The sequence below is a fragment of the Alkalihalophilus pseudofirmus OF4 genome, assembly GCF_000005825.2.
Classification (GTDB): domain Bacteria; phylum Bacillota; class Bacilli; order Bacillales; family Bacillaceae_D; genus Alkalihalophilus; species Alkalihalophilus pseudofirmus.
Genome location: NC_013791.2, coordinates 1,488,577 through 1,505,902 on the forward strand (window position 1 = coordinate 1,488,577; position 17,326 = coordinate 1,505,902).

Genomic DNA, 17,326 nt, shown 5'->3' on the forward strand with positions numbered 1-17,326 from the left:
TAAAATAATGATTGAGAGTGTTTAGAATGTTTGCTATAATAAACAAGGTTAGTCGATTAGTTAATTAATACATAGTTTATGATTATGAGAGCGAGGGTGTTTTAAATGGAACGTACATATTTAATGATTAAGCCTGATGGAGTACAACGTAATTTAATCGGAGAAGTTGTTTCGCGCTTTGAAAAGAAAGGGTTTACATTAGTGGGCGCTAAATTGATGACGGTTACAAAAGATCTTGCAGAGACTCATTATGCAGAACATAAAGAACGTCCTTTCTTCGGAGAGCTAGTTGATTTCATTACTTCAGGTCCAGTTTTCGCAATGGTTTGGGAAGGTGAAAATGTGATCTCGACTGCTCGTACAATGATGGGAGCAACAAACCCAGCTGAAGCTGCACCAGGAACAATCCGCGGTGATTATGGTGTACAAGTAGCTATGAATGTTATTCACGGTTCTGACTCTCCTGAGAGCGCGAAGCGTGAAATCGGAATCTTCTTTGAAGATGCAGAGTTAAACAACTATGAAAAAGTTGTAAATAAGTGGGTTTAAGGATGATGAATACCTGTTCAGCTGAGCAGGTATTTTTTTGTGTGTAAACGATCGGTTTAAATCAGCCGATATACCTAATGTGGAAAAAATGAAACCGATTGTTTAAGGTAAGGGGACCTGACAGATGACTGCAGACTATCAACAATTCATCATGCAAATTAAGAAAAAAACCGGTATAGATCTAGCACTTTACAAAGAAGCACAGATGAAAAGAAGGTTAGAATCCCTTCGAGATAAAAGAGGGTACTCTACCTTTTTGAGCTACTACCAAGCTCTTGCTGCTGATTCATCGTTATTTCATGAGTTTTTAGAGCGTATGACGATAAATGTCTCGGAATTTTACCGTAATAAAAAGCGATGGGAGGTGTTAGAAGAAAAGATTTTGCCAAGGCTGCTAGCTGAAAACAGTAAGCCGAAGCTATGGAGTGCAGCTTGTTCAACAGGTGAAGAACCATATACTTTAGCGATGATTATGGCCTCTTTTATGCCTTTGTCTGAGGTGTCCATACTAGCAACAGATTTAGATAAAGAAATTCTGAAAAGAGCTCAAGTTGGTTTCTACACGGACCGCTCATTAAAAGAAGTTCCTCCAGGAGTGCTTTCACGCTATTTTACGAAGGAGCTTATGGGCTACAAGGTTAGTGATCAAGTAAAAAGAGCGGTAACATTTAAACAGCAGAATCTTTTATCTGATTCATTTGGAACTCAGTACGATCTGATTATTTGCCGAAATGTCATGATTTATTTCACTGAAGAAGCAAAACATGAATTATATCAAAAATTCAGCCAAGCGTTGCGTCCTGGCGGTGTATTATTTGTAGGAAGCACTGAGCAGATTTTTCATGCTGATCAATATCATTTTGAAACAGAAGACACGTTTTTTTATAAGAAAAAAGGATAAACCGCTGTAATGGCTGGTTTATCCTTTTTGCATTTGGATCATGATTGATCTTCGCTCAATTGTTTCTTGATATAAGCATTTAACACCTTATCCTTCACTTCATTATAAGTAAGTCCTGATTTTGCGTTTAACTCTTTCACTTCATCAATATTTGTGCCGCTTTTTGTCGTTGACTTCTTCAATGGTGAGCGCCCCTTTTACTAAGAAATTCCTATTTTAGTATAACCATTACCTGCATTCATTTATTCGATATCTCTAAACTTGCTGTTTTTGAAGAAGTAAAACGTTAAAATTCCTTAGACGCAAGCAGGTCTTTTTGATACAATGACTAATTAATAACGAAATGTTCCGATTTTATCGAGACATGAAAAGAAAGTCATGTTATAATTTAACGCATAAAAGCGATAAAGAGAGTGGATTTGGAGGAGGAGACGAGATGAGATATATAACAGCAGGAGAGTCACATGGACCGCAATTAACAACGATTATTGAAGGGGTGCCTGCTCAGCTTGAATTAGTAGCAGAAGACATCAATGTTGACTTGAAAAGGCGTCAAGGCGGTTATGGAAGAGGACGCAGAATGCAGATTGAGAAAGACCAAGTTCAAATCCTAAGCGGAGTTCGACATGGAAGAACAACAGGTGCACCAATCGCACTAGTTGTAGAAAATAAGGATTGGACTCATTGGACAAAGGTGATGGGGGCAGAGCCTTTATCTGAAGAAGAAGAAAAAGAAGTGAAAAGACAGGTGAGCCGTCCGCGTCCAGGCCATGCAGACCTTAACGGAGCAATTAAATATGGGCATCGCGATATGAGAAATGTTTTAGAACGTTCTTCAGCTCGTGAAACGACTGTGCGTGTAGCAGCAGGGGCTGTTGCGAAGAAAATTTTACATACATTTGGTATTCAAGTAGGCGGCCATGTTCTTGAAATTGGCGGTGTTAAGGCAAGTGCTATTCAGTATGATACAATCGATGATCTTAGAGAACGCTCAGAGGCTTCTCCTGTTCGATGTTTAGATAAAGAAGCAGAAGCGAAAATGATTGAAGCCATTGATCAAGCGAAACAAGATGGGGATTCCATTGGCGGAATTGTAGAAGTAGTGATTGAAGGAGTTCCGATCGGTTTAGGCAGCCATGTTCATTATGATCGCAAGTTGGATGCGAAGTTAGCAGCAGCTATGATGAGCATTAATGCGTTTAAAGGGGTTGAGATCGGAATTGGTTTTGAAGCGGCCAGAAGACCAGGAAGCCAAGTGCATGATGAAATCACATGGAATGAAGAAGACGGCTATTCAAGACAAACAAATAACCTTGGTGGTTTTGAAGGCGGGATGACTACCGGCATGCCGATTGTGATTCGTGGAGTTATGAAGCCGATTCCGACGTTATATAAACCTCTGCAAAGTGTAGATATTGATACAAAAGAGCCTTTTGCAGCTAGTATTGAACGTTCTGACAGCTGTGCTGTCCCTGCTGCAAGTGTAGTGGCTGAATCGGTCATTGCTTGGGAAGTAGCGAATGCTTTGCTTGAAACCTTCGGTGCTGATCGTGTGGAAGCGATTTCTGAAAATATTGAGCGTCATAACGAGCATGCGAGGAAGTTTTAACAATGTCTGTTGTTCATATTTCTACTAAAAGCAAATCATATGAGGTGAGAATTGAACCTGGTCTGAGGCATACTTTATATAATCTCATGCATGCTCATAAGATGAGTGATGCTTCCTCATTCTTAATTATTACAGATGAGCATGTACATGATCTTTATATAAATGATGTTTTAGCTGGTTTCCCTAAGCAGTATCATGTTTATGTTGAGAAAGTAGCGAGCGGCGAATCATCTAAATCATTTGAGGTCTATCAAAAGCTGCAGGAACGAGCATTAGAGATCGGTCTTGATCGTAAGTCGGTGATTATTGCTTTAGGCGGCGGAGTGATAGGCGACCTTGCTGGATTTGTTGCTGCGACCTATATGAGAGGGGTTCGCTTTGTGCAAGTGCCGACCACCTTGCTTGCTCATGACAGCAGTGTAGGCGGAAAAGTGGCGATTAATTTGCCTGGTGCAAAAAATATTGTTGGAGCTTTCTTTCAGCCAGAGCTGGTTATCTATGACACAGAAATGCTTCACAGTCTGCCAGAGCGTGAATGGCGTTCTGGTTTCGCTGAAGTAGTGAAGCATGGGTTTATCAGAGACCGTGAATTTTTAGATTGGCTGAAGGGGCAGGTAACCTCTTTTGATCAATTTAACGATGAGTTTCTAAAAGAAATGCTTGTGCAATCAATCGGTGTAAAAGCTGATATTGTCTCAGCGGATGAAACAGAGCAAGGCATACGAGCTTATTTAAACTTCGGACATACGTTAGGTCACGCGATAGAAGCGGAGCTTGGCTACGGGGAATTATCTCATGGTGAAGCAGTGGCGGTTGGAATGATCTTTGCCCTGCGTTTATCTGAGCGCATCTTTCAAGTTGAGCTTCCCGTTAAAGAGACGATTTCGTGGCTTGAAACATTAGGCTACAGTACAAACGTACCTAAGGGACTATCGGCTGAACAGCTGCTTGCTTCAATGAAAAAAGATAAGAAGACGACAGGCGGACTGATCCGCATGGTCCTACTTGAAGAATGCGGCAAAGCCGTATTAAAGGACGTAGCGGATGAACCATTGCTTGATTCACTACATAAAGCTATAGAGGAGGGGTTTGATGATTCGTGGAATTAGAGGCGCAACCACTGTTGTTCGGGATGAAGAAGAAGAAATATTAGATGTGACAGAAGAACTGCTGCATGAAATGATTGCCCAAAACTCCTTTCAAGCAGAGGATGTGGCGCAGGTACTTATTACAGTAACGGAGGATTTATCAGCAGCCTTCCCTGCTAAGGCGCTACGCCGGTTTTCTGATTGGACGTATGTGCCGGTTGTTTGTGCAAGAGAAATTCCTGTTCCGGGAAGCTTAGAAAAATGTATTCGTCTCCTTGTCACGGTGAATACTTCTCTTGCTCAAGATAAAATAAATCATGTCTATCTTAGAGAAGCGACGAAGCTTCGCCCTGATCTTGCGAATGGGAACAAGCTAGCTAACTAATAAGTTAGTTATGGCGATATTCTCATAATATTCTGGCAAACTATACTCTTTTCCTTGACTAGAGGATAGCTACACGTTACACTTAAAAAAATGCGCATCTCATAGGAGTATGAGATGGCATAAGAGCTGAGAGGAGTCCGAATGTCGGGCTCATGTAGATGATGTATATTTAATTATTTGTTTTAGAGTTTAATAGTTGAGCAGAGAATGAGTTGAGCAGAGAAGAGCTGAGCTGAGTTGAGTTTATATAGGGATTAGTCTAACACCCTTTGACTCATCGGTCTTAGGGTGTTTTTGTTATACCCAAAAACCACTGTATCCTCTTTTATACCTCTTCTCATTCATTCCATTACCTAGGAGTGAGTGAATATGACCTACACAGATTTCACATCTTTTAAGCAAGCTGCAAAAACCTATGATACCGTACCTGTTGTGAAAAGGTATTTTGCAGATGGGCTGACGCCTATACAAATCGCCTATCAATTGCAAGATCAATTAACGTTTCTTCTAGAAAGTAAGGACGCAGCCTCGCCTTGGTCAAGATATTCCTTCATCGGTTTAAATCCGATGTATCAACTAGTAGAAGAAAACGGAATCTTCCATACGTACTCTGAGGATGGAAGCCAAATCGCCCGAAGTCAAACCTTTGAAGATGCTTTTGATCAAACACTGCAGCATTTAAATGTTAAGCCGCTTGATCTGCCCATTCCTTTTAAAGGAGGGGCAGTAGGTTATATGAGTTTTGAGGCGATTCAATCGATTGAGCCTTCTTTGAAAAGGGCACCTTTATCTAAACAAGATCATAACAACGAGCAGCCAGCCTTTCATTTCCTATTTTGTGAAACGTTAATTGCCTATGATCATACAAAAAAAGAATTAATGATCATCATTCATGTACCGACCAAACAGTCTACTTTTTTAAAAGAACGATATGATGCAGCATTTTCACAGATCGATGAATTATTTACCACATTAGAGCGATCTACTTCTGGTTTAATGGTGCCTGCAGCAATTGAGAATACCGAGGAAGTCTCCTTTGACGGGGTCCTGTCCTCTTACACAAAGCCTGATTTTATGAAAGATGTAGAGACGATCCAAGAATACATTAGGGCTGGTGATATTTTTCAAGCCGTATTGTCCCAACGTTTTGAGATGCCTGTCACATCAAGTGCGTTTGATATTTATAGAGTGCTGAGAATGGTTAATCCTTCGCCTTACTTATTCTATTTGAAAATTGGAGACGTTGAGGTGGTAGGAAGTTCCCCTGAGCGGCTTGTCCAAGTAGCCGATAAGCACGTTGAGATCCATCCTATAGCAGGAACCAGGCCAAGAGGCGCTGATGAAGAGTTAGACAATCAGCTGGCCAAAGAGCTGCTAGCAGATGAAAAAGAACGGGCTGAGCATTATATGCTCGTTGATCTCGCAAGAAATGATGTCGGAAGAGTTGCGGAGTACGGTTCAGTAAAAACACCAACGTTACTCGAGATTGGCCGCTTCTCTCATGTGATGCATATCATTTCAAAAGTAACAGGAGAGTTAAGAGAAGGGATCACACCATTAAACGCATTAATGTCAGCTTTTCCTGCTGGAACAGTTTCAGGAGCACCTAAAATTCGTGCCATTGAAATATTAAATGAGCTGGAACCCGTAAAAAGAGGAATTTATTCTGGAGCAATCGGCTATTTAAGCTATGACGGAAATATTGACTCTTGTATCGCGATCAGAACGATGATCATTAAAGATCAAAAAGCATATATTCAAGCCGGTGCCGGGGTTGTAGCGGATTCTATACCTGAAAAAGAATTTGAAGAAACGCAAAATAAAGCAAAGGCATTGCTTCGTGCGGTGCAGCTTGCTGAGAAGATGTTTGGAGAAGGGGCGGTGGTGAACCATGTTTAAGCAGCTATTACGTAAATGTATGGAAGGTGTCACTTTATCCGAGACGGAAGCGCAATTTGTAATGGATGAGATCATGGGTGGAAAAGCGACCCCAAGCCAAATTGCAAGCCTCTTAACGGTCCTTAGATTTAGAGGGGAAACGGTAGAGGAAATGATCGGTTTCGCAAAATCGATGCGATCTCATTCCGTTACTATTCCACATACTCAACCAGGTGTTGTAGATACATGTGGAACAGGCGGAGATGACTTGTCTACATTTAATATTTCAACAGCTGTAGCTCTAGTTTTATCAGCTATGGGCGTACCTGTTGCTAAACATGGGAACCGAGCGGTATCTTCAAAAAGCGGCAGTGCTGATGTACTAGAGGAGCTCGGAATTGAGATTCAGAGTACACCAGAACTTGCAGCAGAGTCGTTAAAAAATAATCAATTATGTTTTCTATTTGCCCCTCTTTATCACCAATCGATGAAGCATGCGGTGGCACCTAGAAAAGAAATCGGATTCCGGACGATTTTTAATTTGCTCGGACCTATTACAAATCCTGCACGGGCAGAGCATCAGCTGGTTGGGGTTTATAACGAAGATTTTGCCTATAAAATGGCCCAAACATTAAAGGAATTAGGTACCACGCATACTGTTTTTGCTACAGGTGGAGAAGGATTAGACGAGTGCTCGATCACTAGAGAGACCACGCTTTATGATGTGATCGGTACAACGATTACAAAAATGACGATTACACCTGAGGATGTAGGCTTAACTAGAGGCAAGGTGGAAGATATTCAAGTCAATAATGCACAAGAGAGCGCTGAAGTGATAAACCAAGTTGTGCGCGGAACGGCGAACCAATCTGCACAAGATATTGTGACTCTTAATGCAGCGGTCGCCCTCTATGCTGCAGACCGGTGCGATTCAATTAGTGACGGGGTAGACGAAGTCAAAAAAGCGATTCAATCAGGTATCGTTGATAAACATGTCACATCACTGCAAACGGAACGGAGGCAATCACAACATGCTTAATCAAATTATTGAAACAAAACGAACGGAAATAAAAAACCTAGTACAGCCGTCTTTTGTAAATGTTCAAAAGAAATCACTGTATCAAGCATTATCAAAACCAAATCGTTCGATCGGGCTAATTGCTGAAGTGAAAAAAGCCTCTCCTTCTAAAGGCATCATAAAGGAAGATTTCAATCCTTTAGAAATTGCTCTAGGGTATGAAGTCGGAGGGGCAGATGCCCTTTCTGTGTTAACGGATCAACCCTATTTTAAAGGACACAGAGACTATCTATCTGCCATTAAGCAGCAAGTAAATCTGCCTGTTTTGCGTAAAGACTTTATTATCGATCCAGTGCAAATAGAAGAAAGTGTACGAATGGGTGCAGATGCGATTTTGTTGATTGCAGGTGTAGTGCCAAACATTGAGTTGAAAAAGTTATACGAGGAGGCAGTTGGTGCCGGTCTTGAATGTTTAGTTGAGGTGCATGCAAAAGAAGAGCTTGAGTCATTGCTTCACGAATTTACCCCTTCAATCATCGGGGTGAACAATCGAAATTTAAAAACATTTACAACCGACCTTTCTCAAACAGAAACGATCGGGAGCCTCGTTCCACGTGACAGTTTATTTGTAAGCGAAAGCGGAATTCATGTAACCGAAGATTTAGAAAGAGTGAAAAACGCAGGAGCACATGCCGTTTTAGTAGGAGAATCTCTGATGAGAGCTGAATCTCCTGCCGAAGGAATTGATTCTTTATATGGCGGTGAGCACATTGCGGCCACTCGTTAAAATCTGCGGAAATTATCATCAAGAAGATGTCGCTTCGGTATCAGCAACTGATGTCGATTATATGGGATTTGTTTTTGTAGCGAGCAAGAGGCAAGTGACGATCGGTCAAGTGAAAAGCTGGCTTGATGCACCCGGAATGAATCAAAAAATCGTTGCGTTGTTTGTGAATGAATCCATCTCCGTCATCAAAGAAGTGTACAATGCATTGCCGGTTGAAGTGATTCAATGCCACGGGACGGAATCGATTGAATATATAAAAGAGCTGCGAGCAGAACTTGATTGTGAAATATGGAAAGTGATTCATGCTGATGATCAAGCTCTTGCCGTGATGAGCAGCTTTGAAGGGCTAGTAGATGGCTATGTGGTTGATTGTAAAGTAAGCGGACAATGGGGGGGAACAGGACAGTCTTTTAACTGGGACCTTATTCCAAGCTTCTTAGAAGAAGGGAAACGACAGAGTGTGAAGGTGTTGATAGCTGGTGGAGTCGCGCCTCAAAACATTGATAAACTAGTAAGCTACCAGCCTGACGGGATTGATATTTCAAGCGGAGTAGAAACGAACGGACATAAAGATCAAAATAAGATTGAATACATCATAGAAAGGGTGTCACATCTTGCAAACAACAACGAGCGTGTATCCAGATAAAAGAGGACGTTTTGGAGAGTTTGGCGGGAAGTACGTTCCGGAAACATTAATGAGTGCAATTGAGGAATTAGAACAAGCTCTTGATGAGGCTATGGCCAGTGATGAGTTTGAAAAAGAATACGTAGACCATCTGCGTGAGTTTGCTGGCAGACCAACTGCATTAACCTATGCTAAAAATATTTCTGAAAAACTAGGCGGTGCGAAAATCTATCTAAAAAGAGAAGATTTAGTACATACCGGTGCTCATAAGTTAAATAATGCGATTGGTCAAGCACTGCTTGCAAAACGAATGGGGAAAACAAAGATTGTAGCAGAAACGGGAGCAGGCCAGCATGGTGTTGCCACAGCTACGATTGCTGCAAGATTCGGATTATCCTGTAAAGTTTTTATGGGAGCAGAGGATATGGAACGTCAAGCATTAAATGTATTCCGCATGGAGCTGCTTGGAGCAGAAGTCATTCCTGCTACATCCGGAAGCCAAACGTTAAAAGATGCGACAAATGAAGCAATCAGGTACTGGGTCACACATGCAGAAGATACCTTTTATTTGATTGGCTCGGTTGTTGGTCCGCATCCATATCCGAAGATGGTAAGAGATTTTCAGCGGATTATTGGAGACGAAGCGAAAGAGCAGTTTACCGCACGTGAGTCGAGACTTCCTGATGAGATTATTGCCTGCGTCGGCGGAGGGAGTAATGCGATTGGCACATTTTACCCTTTTATTGAAGATGATGTGCGATTAATCGGGGTTGAAGCTGCTGGAAAAGGAGTGGATACCGATCAACATGCAGCCACGATTACACACGGGAAAAAAGGGGTTATTCACGGTTCACTAACGTATCTGCTTCAAGATGAAGCAGGGCAGATCACCGAGCCTTATTCGATTTCTGCAGGACTTGATTATCCTGGTGTAGGTCCTGAGCATGCGCATTTAGCAAGCACTGGCCGTGTTCAGTACGAAGCTGTAACCGATCAACAAGCGCTCGATGCCCTTAGACTCTTATCTGTTGAGGAAGGGATTATTCCGGCTGTTGAATCAGCACACGCCCTGGCAAAGGCGTTTGAGCGTGCGGGAAAATTAACACCAAATGATACGATTTTAGTTTGTTTATCAGGCAGAGGAGATAAAGATGTTCATACATTAATGAAGCATTTTAAAGGAGGGGATGAGTCATGAACCAGCGGATGAATCAACTAAAAGAAAAAAATGACGGTCTCTTTATTCCCTTTATTACAGCAGGGGACCCAACTCCTGAAGCTACAATTGATATCGCGTTGATGTTAGAAGAAGCAGGTGCTGACTTACTGGAACTCGGGATTCCTTACTCTGACCCGCTAGCAGATGGTCCGACGATCCAAGAGGCATCTAAGCGAGCATTAGCTGGCGGAATGACACTTGAAGGGGCGATGAAGCTTGTTCCTCTTATGAGAGAGCGAGGGTTAACGATTCCAGTTGTTGTGTTTACGTACTTTAACCCGCTTCTGCAATTTGGGGAAAAGCGCTTTACGGAGTTGGCAGGGGATATGGGGATTGATGGTATTTTGGTTCCGGATCTGCCTTATGAAGAAAGTGACGATTTGAACACCCTTTGCAATAAGCAAGGTTTATCAATGATCTCACTTGTAGCACCTACATCCAATGCCAGAATTAAAAAAATTGCGAGCCGTGCAGAAGGGTTTTTATACTGTGTTTCTTCACTAGGCGTGACAGGTGAGAGAAAGAAAATTGATGATAGAGTATATGACTTTTTGGAAACAGTAAAACAAGCAAGCCCGGTTCCGGTAGCCGTAGGTTTTGGAATTTCATCTAATGAACAAGTCAAAGAAATGCAGCAGCATGCTGATGGTGTCATTGTAGGGAGTGCTCTTGTACGTGAGATCGCGAAGCATGAAGACTTACTGAAAGATGAAAAAAACAGAAAAGATGGACTATTTCAATTAAAAACGTTTGTCACCTCGCTCATTTCATCGTAACATAGAGAGATAAATACTTTCACAAGGTGGGGTGCTAAAGATGCAACCTAAAGCTCAGTTATTAGGCCTGCCATCGTATCAGCCAGGTAAGCCGATAGAAGAAGTAAAAAAAGAATTAGGACTCACAAAAATTGTTAAATTAGCTTCAAATGAAAATCCATTCGGGGCGTCACCGAAAGCTAGTGAAGCGATCAAGAAAGCTGCTGGCGAAACGGCTGTTTACCCAGACGGTTATGCAAGGCAATTACGTGAATCTGTAGCTAAGCAGCTGCAAGTTGATGAAAATCAGCTCATTTTTGGCAATGGCTCAGATGAAGTAATTCAGTTTTTATGCCGTACGTTTCTAGAGAAGGGGACAAACACGGTAACCGCTCATCCAACATTCTCACAATATAAGCTGAATGCAACGATTGAAGGAGCGGAAATTCGTGAGGTGGCACTAAAAGACGGAGTGCATGATCTTGATGCGATGCTTGATGCCATTGATGAAAACACTAAAATTGTCTGGGTATGTAATCCAAACAATCCAACAGGAACGTATGTAAAAGAGGAAGCTTTTGTTCGTTTTCTAGATCAAGTTCCTCCGCATGTGATCGTCGTTTCTGATGAAGCGTATTATGAGTATGTAACGGCCAGTGACTACCCAGAAACTGTCCCTCTTATAGATCGCTATAAGCAGCTCGTTGTTTTACGGACATTTTCTAAAGCTTATGGCCTTGCTGCATTGAGAGTTGGTTTTGGTGTAGCAAGTAAAGAATTGATTTCGTATTTAGAGCCGGTAAGACCGCCGTTTAATAATGTGACGTTTGGCCAAATAGCTGCTGTTAGTGCGATAGAGGATCAAGCTTTTATTGCCGAATGTGTAGAGAAAAACAACGAAGGCATGAAGCAGTTTGAAGAGTTTTGCCAGAAGCATCAGTTACGCTATTTCCCTTCACAAACAAACTTTTTGCTTATTGAAGTAGGGCTGGATGGAGATGAAGTATTCCAAGCACTTCTTCGTGAAGGGTTTATCGTCCGGTCTGGCAACCCATTAGGCTATCCGAATTCGATCCGTATTACAATTGGCAAGAAAGAAGATAACGCGGCATTATTTGAGGCGTTAGAACGCGTTCTAACACAAACATCACTGCCGCAGCATTCATAGTCAATGATCGTCTTTCCCATTGTATGGTTGATGTGCTTTTTTGCATTCATGCAACGGAAAGGCGGTTTTTGCTTATTTTTTTTATAGGAATAGAGAACATGAATACGGCTATTCCAGGTAGTGCTTTTTAAATAAGGAGAGAGAACTATGAAGCGAACCGCATTTATTATTGGATTAGGTTTAATCGGGGGATCGATTGCATTAGCGATTAGAAAAGAACATGACGTTCGAATCCTTGGGTATGACATACATGAAGAACAGCTAAAAATGGCTCAGTCATTAAAAGTCGTTGATGAGGCTTGTCATTCGATTGAAGAAGGTGTAAAGCAAGCTGACTTGATTGTTTTTGCTACCCCTGTTTCAATAACGACGGAGCTTTTAGCGGATTTAGTTCATTTTGAAATGAAATCCGGTGCTATTATTACCGATGTAGGCAGCACGAAACGAAAAATCTATAAACGAGCTGAATGCTTAAGTGAAAAAGGGATTACCTTTATTGGAGGTCATCCGATGGCAGGCTCTCATAAAAGCGGTGTAGAGGCTGCTAGAGCTCATCTTTTTGAAAATGCTTATTATATTATTACGCCTAGTCCAGATGCCGATGCGAGAGCTGTAATACAGCTGCAAAATTGGCTGAAAGGAACGAAGGCCACATTTATTGAAATGTCTGCCGATCAACATGACCATCTTGCAGGAGCGATCAGTCATTTTCCTCATATCGTCGCGGCCAGCCTTGTTCATCAAGTCGCTAAGTTAGAAGAAAAAGACCCGCTCGTCTCAAAGCTTGCAGCAGGGGGATTTAGAGATATTACTCGTATTGCCTCAGCAAGCCCTGTCATGTGGAGGGATATTTTACTGCAAAATAAAGATAGTCTTCTACACCTCCTAGAAGCGTGGATGGAGGAAATGGGAGAAGTTAAATCACTAATAGAAGAAGAAAATGAAGCCGATATCTATACATATTTTGAGGAAGCGAAAGCCTTTCGCGACGGACTGCCGGTCAAGAAAAAAGGAGCAATCCCGTCATTTTATGATTTATATGTTGATATCCCTGACCATCCCGGCGTGATTTCAGATGTGACAGGTATCCTGGCACAGCATAAAATCAGTATTACAAATATTCGTATTCTAGAAACAAGGGAAGACATCATGGGTGTTCTGAGGCTGACTTTCCGTTCAGAAGATGACTTAGAAGAAGCAAAGGTGCATTTAGGGCATCATATGTACGATACATACCGGATTTAAGGAGGAGCATATGACAACAAATACGATTAATGCAGTAAAACAAGGTCTAAATGGAACGATACGTGTACCAGGAGATAAGTCGATCTCTCATCGTGCGGTCATGTTTGGTGCGATCGCTGATGGGGTGACAACGGTAGAAGGTTTCTTAAATGGGGAAGATTGTTTAAGTACAATTGCTTGCTTTAAAAAGCTTGGGGTCAACATTACACAAGACGAGGAACGTGTGAAGATTGAAGGAAAGGGCTGGGATGGTTTAGTTGAACCATCAAACATTTTGGATGTAGGAAATTCAGGAACGACTACACGCTTAATGTTAGGCATCCTTGCCACAAGACCGTTTCATTCCGTAATGATTGGTGATGACTCGATTGCTAAGCGTCCGATGTCTAGAGTGGTAGATCCCCTTCGTGAAATGGGAGCAGAAATCGATGGACGTGCAAATGGTAATTTCACGCCTTTATCTGTCCGCGGCGGCAGCACAAAAGGAATTGATTTCACTTCAAAAGTAGCAAGTGCGCAAGTGAAATCGGCTATTCTTTTAGCTGGTCTGCAAAGCGCAGGGACCACATCTGTCACAGAGCCTGCCCTCTCGCGGGATCATACAGAAAGAATGCTTGAAGCGTATGGCGTTAAGGTTAAAAGGGAAGGTCTCAAGGTGAGTGTTAAAGGGGGACAATCTCTAAAGGCAAGCCACATTGTCGTTCCAGGAGACATCTCATCCGCAGCCTTTTTCCTTGTTGCAGGGGCCATTGTGCCAAATAGTCAGATCACATTGACTGGTGTAGGGCTCAATCCTACCCGCTCAGGCATCATTGATGTCCTTCAAAAGATGGGCGCTTCTCTTACCGTTTCTAATGAAAAGGTGGTAAGCGGTGAGCCGATTGCTGATTTAACGATTGAGACATCGAGTTTGAAGGGAATTGAGATTGGCGGAGATTTAATACCGAGACTGATTGATGAAATTCCAGTCATCGCTGTACTAGCTTCTCAAGCGGAAGGCAAAACAGTGATAAAAGATGCTGAAGAATTAAAGGTCAAAGAAACAAACCGAATCGATACAGTTGTCAGTGAACTGAAGAGATTAGGAGCATCGATTGAAGCAACGGAAGATGGAATGATTATTGAGGGCAGCGGGAGCCTTAAAGGTGCAACAGTTAACAGCTACGGAGATCATCGAATCGGAATGGCCATGGCGATTGCTGGTCTTATAACAGAAGGCCAAGTTGATATTGAAAGAAGTGAAGCGATTGCTGTTTCCTATCCTTCATTTTTTGAACATATTGACAGGTTAACAAAATAGAACTCGGAACCTTGTGATAAAAAATCACGAGGTTTTTATTTTTAACAAAAAAAAGTCCCTAATTCGAAAATGTAAGCGTTTTCGAATTAGGGTTTAGCAAAAGCTACATATAGTATGGATAGGAGTGGAGAGAAACCATACGCTACTTTTATTATAACCATTTGACCTATGAAGTCAACAGATAAATGAAAAAATTCCAAAAACTTTTTTAGGTTCTATGTTCAGGTTCTCATCTTTCCTTTCTTTTCATAGCTTGTCTATAAGGATAGGGAGGGGATCATGTTGTATTTACTCAATCATATTCACAAACATGATTGTCTAGAGAGGCCAGCTCGTTCGTATTTAATTAAAGAAGGAAAGATTACGTATATTAATACTTCAATGGCACGGTGGATCGGAAAAACATCAAATGGTACAGGGCTCACAATAGCCGAAGGAGCCATCTATACGATGACAAGCCCTTGTTCCTCAAAACAGTCTTTTTCAGCATTTAAAGAGCAACAGGTGAACCTTATTAAAAAAGGAGGCACAAGCTGCATTTCTTTTGCAGCCGTACAATATGAAAGAGAAATTGTAGCGGCTGTGAAAAAACAGAAGCATGCGATGGCGAACAGCACCCTTGATTATGTGCTTGGACTAGAGCTGCCGATCCATCTACTTAGACCGACCGTGGCGTCAATATGCAAGCGATTGCTTATTCCCGTTATAAAGGTCCATATTAATTCCGTTGAGCAGTTGTATCAGGTCCAATGGGAGCATATTTCTTATTTACAGCTCACTTATCCGTTAGTACTTATTCCTGTTTTTAAAACGACGGTTAAAGGAGAGCGCTCTCAGATGAAAGAGCTCTGGGATCAGTATTGTACACATTACCGATTGCAGACAGAAGATGATCCAGCGAATGAGAAGTGGAGCAAGACAGCTTTGCAAAAAATGGGTCTCTTTCCTGTCAAAGGGGAGCTGCTGGTGTCTAGTGATTTTGATTATCAGCTATTTAATAACTACGAGAGGAAGAGTAATCAACCTCCGAAAAAGCAAGGTTTTTTTCTTGATGGAAAGACAGATCTTGATTATGATAAAAGAGAGCCAGCAATAGTGGCTCTACGTGATCGTGCATTAAAAGTAAATCTAGACACTTGTTTTTACCCGGGATATGGCAGGCAGATAGAAGTGACTACACCTAGGCGTTTTCTAACCATTCATGCTGCTGCCCCGGTATCATCCGCTATACTCTAACAATATTGGATGCCGTCATTCATGTGGTGAGTCATATGGTCATTTTTTGATCATGAATTTTATCATATACAGGAGTGATGGCATTATTCACTTATTCGGTCGTTAAGGAAGGTTTTTATACCGTAGAACCCGAATGAAGTAGCAAGGTATAAGAATCAGGAGGAATCAACGATGGAATGGATAAAAAAAGCGCTTGAGCTAATCGAATCAGGTCAAGTAGAAGAAGGCCTCGCAGCACTTAGTAAATCTGAAAAATCAGCGGATCATGATCAAAAATTTGCAATAGCAGAGGTCTATTATGAACTTGGTCATTTAAAAGAGACAGAACGGATCGTTAACGAGTTATTAGCACTTTACCCCGATGAAGGCAGTCTGATTATCTTCGCAGCCGAAGTAATGATTGATGGGGATAAGGAAGATGAAGCTATTGAATGGCTGCTTGAGATCAAAGAAGATGATCCGACTTACCTTCAAGCACAATTATTGCTTGCTGATCTTTATCAGATGCAATCTTTAGATGAAGTAGCTGAACAAAAGCTTCTTCAAGCAGCTAAAGCAGCACCAGATGAAGTGATTATCTCTTATGGACTTGGGGAATTTTATTTAGAGCGTGGGGATTATAATAAAAGTATTCCTCATCTGAAAAAAGCTGTACACCGAGCTGAGGAGCTTCCAAATATCGAAGTGGATTTAAAAATGGCAGAAGCGTATAGTGCTAGCGGACAATTTGAAGAAGCGTTGGTTTATTATGAGAAAGGGTTAAAGGATCACCTTGAACCGCATGCCTTGTTCGGATATGGCTTTACCGCTTATCAAGTGGGGGATATGACTCTTGCGATCGAGCAATTAGAGGCATTAAAAGCACTTGATCCTGACTTCTCAAGTTTATATCCATATTTAGCAAAAGCACTCGAAGCTGAAAACCGGCTTGAAGAGGCAATGGATATTTTAAAAGATGGAATGTCTGTTGATGAGTACAACGAGGAACTTTATATAATGGCAGGTAAGCTTTCGTTTAAACGTCAGCATCCAGATGAAGGGGAATTGTATTTACGCAAAGTCATTGCTTTGAACCCTTCTAATTTAGAAGCTGTTCAAACGCTTGCAGCTTACTTAAAGCATACCGAACAATTTGATCAGCTTGTTGAGTTAATGACTCACACTAAATCTTACGGTGAAATCGATCCTCTTCTCACATGGTATGAAGGAGCGGCTTTAAGAGAGCTTGAAGAATATGATGAGGCACTTCGCTGTTATCAGGAAGTGAGTGATCATTTTAATGAAGATGAAGATTTCTTATATGAATACGCAAGCTTCCTCCTTGAAGAAGGGCAGCGCGAAAAAGCAGCGGCAGCTTTTAAGCAGTTACTTCACATTAATCCAGATCGATCTGATGTGACTGAAATGATCAATCAATTAGAATTAGATTAATTTAGGAAGAAACAAGGATTTAACGACTCAAACAGCGAATGATTAGTTATAAAGATAAACCTTTTGTAGGTGAACCTTAGATTAAAAGGTTAAAAATAATATGAAGTGTTTTCATACAATTGGTTTGTACCA

The 17,326-nt window shown here is 41.5% G+C and carries 17 protein-coding genes and 1 pseudogene; 17 read left to right on the forward strand and 1 reads right to left on the reverse strand.

The window, feature by feature from the left end:
• Positions 1–105 precede the first annotated feature (105 nt).
• Positions 106–549: a nucleoside-diphosphate kinase gene (gene ndk, locus BPOF4_RS07495; RefSeq protein WP_012958496.1), complete on the forward strand. Its 444-nt coding sequence runs from the start codon at positions 106–108 to the stop codon at positions 547–549.
• A gap of 124 nt (positions 550–673) precedes the next feature.
• On the forward strand, positions 674–1,450 hold the full coding sequence (locus tag BPOF4_RS07500; protein ID WP_012958497.1) for a CheR family methyltransferase: 777 nt from the start codon (positions 674–676) through the stop codon (positions 1,448–1,450).
• A gap of 38 nt (positions 1,451–1,488) precedes the next feature.
• Here BPOF4_RS07500 and BPOF4_RS22430 read toward each other — a convergent pair whose 3' ends face one another.
• Entirely contained in the window at positions 1,489–1,632 is a 144-nt protein-coding gene (locus BPOF4_RS22430) for a hypothetical protein (RefSeq protein ID WP_012958498.1), read from the reverse strand.
• 254 nt (positions 1,633–1,886) lie between these two features.
• Between BPOF4_RS22430 and aroC the strand changes: the two genes are divergently transcribed.
• From aroC to BPOF4_RS07570, 15 genes and pseudogenes are all read left to right on the forward strand, one after another.
• Positions 1,887–3,059: a chorismate synthase gene (aroC, locus tag BPOF4_RS07505; protein WP_012958499.1), complete on the forward strand. Its 1,173-nt coding sequence runs from the start codon at positions 1,887–1,889 to the stop codon at positions 3,057–3,059.
• A 2-nt stretch (positions 3,060–3,061) separates the two neighbouring features.
• Positions 3,062–4,168, forward strand: a complete 1,107-nt coding sequence (gene aroB / locus BPOF4_RS07510; protein WP_012958500.1) for a 3-dehydroquinate synthase — start codon at positions 3,062–3,064, stop codon at positions 4,166–4,168.
• The gene (gene aroH / locus BPOF4_RS07515) at positions 4,152–4,532 is read left to right on the forward strand and encodes a chorismate mutase (protein WP_012958501.1); all 381 of its coding nucleotides are present in this window, start codon (positions 4,152–4,154) and stop codon (positions 4,530–4,532) included. Before aroB ends, aroH begins: the two co-directional genes overlap by 17 nt.
• A 369-nt stretch (positions 4,533–4,901) precedes the next feature.
• Positions 4,902–6,431, forward strand: a complete 1,530-nt coding sequence (trpE, locus tag BPOF4_RS07520) for an anthranilate synthase component I (protein WP_012958502.1) — start codon at positions 4,902–4,904, stop codon at positions 6,429–6,431.
• A complete protein-coding gene (trpD, locus tag BPOF4_RS07525; protein ID WP_012958503.1) occupies positions 6,424–7,449 on the forward strand; it encodes an anthranilate phosphoribosyltransferase in 1,026 nt (341 codons plus the stop codon). The genes trpE and trpD overlap by 8 nt, the downstream gene beginning before the upstream one ends.
• The gene (gene trpC, locus BPOF4_RS07530) at positions 7,442–8,215 is read left to right on the forward strand and encodes an indole-3-glycerol phosphate synthase TrpC (protein WP_012958504.1); all 774 of its coding nucleotides are present in this window, start codon (positions 7,442–7,444) and stop codon (positions 8,213–8,215) included. The genes trpD and trpC overlap by 8 nt, the downstream gene beginning before the upstream one ends.
• Complete coding sequence (locus BPOF4_RS07535; protein ID WP_238446490.1) at positions 8,190–8,861, forward strand: phosphoribosylanthranilate isomerase; 672 nt, start codon at positions 8,190–8,192, stop codon at positions 8,859–8,861. The genes trpC and BPOF4_RS07535 overlap by 26 nt, the downstream gene beginning before the upstream one ends.
• Entirely contained in the window at positions 8,830–10,038 is a 1,209-nt protein-coding gene (gene trpB / locus BPOF4_RS07540; protein ID WP_012958506.1) for a tryptophan synthase subunit beta, read from the forward strand. The genes BPOF4_RS07535 and trpB overlap by 32 nt, the downstream gene beginning before the upstream one ends.
• Positions 10,035–10,835, forward strand: coding sequence for a tryptophan synthase subunit alpha (gene trpA / locus BPOF4_RS07545; protein ID WP_012958507.1), 801 nt, complete (start codon positions 10,035–10,037; stop codon positions 10,833–10,835). The genes trpB and trpA overlap by 4 nt, the downstream gene beginning before the upstream one ends.
• Before the next feature lie 40 nt (positions 10,836–10,875).
• Positions 10,876–11,982, forward strand: coding sequence for a histidinol-phosphate transaminase (gene hisC, locus BPOF4_RS07550; protein ID WP_012958508.1), 1,107 nt, complete (start codon positions 10,876–10,878; stop codon positions 11,980–11,982).
• Positions 11,983–12,129: 147 nt separating this feature from the next.
• Positions 12,130–13,227, forward strand: coding sequence for a prephenate dehydrogenase (locus BPOF4_RS07555; protein WP_012958509.1), 1,098 nt, complete (start codon positions 12,130–12,132; stop codon positions 13,225–13,227).
• Between the two features lie 10 nt (positions 13,228–13,237).
• Positions 13,238–14,527 carry a 3-phosphoshikimate 1-carboxyvinyltransferase gene (gene aroA, locus BPOF4_RS07560; protein WP_012958510.1) on the forward strand — a complete coding sequence of 430 codons (1,290 nt, stop codon included), beginning with the start codon at positions 13,238–13,240 and terminating at the stop codon, positions 14,525–14,527.
• Positions 14,528–14,806: 279 nt separating this feature from the next.
• Positions 14,807–15,763 carry a hypothetical protein gene (locus BPOF4_RS07565; RefSeq protein WP_041822337.1) on the forward strand — a complete coding sequence of 319 codons (957 nt, stop codon included), beginning with the start codon at positions 14,807–14,809 and terminating at the stop codon, positions 15,761–15,763.
• Positions 15,764–15,913: 150 nt separating this feature from the next.
• A pseudogene (locus BPOF4_RS23020) lies at positions 15,914–16,261 on the forward strand (tetratricopeptide repeat protein); the annotation flags it as partial.
• 6 nt (positions 16,262–16,267) lie between these two features.
• Positions 16,268–17,194, forward strand: coding sequence for a tetratricopeptide repeat protein (locus BPOF4_RS07570; protein WP_476489874.1), 927 nt, complete (start codon positions 16,268–16,270; stop codon positions 17,192–17,194).
• Positions 17,195–17,326 lie beyond the last annotated feature (132 nt).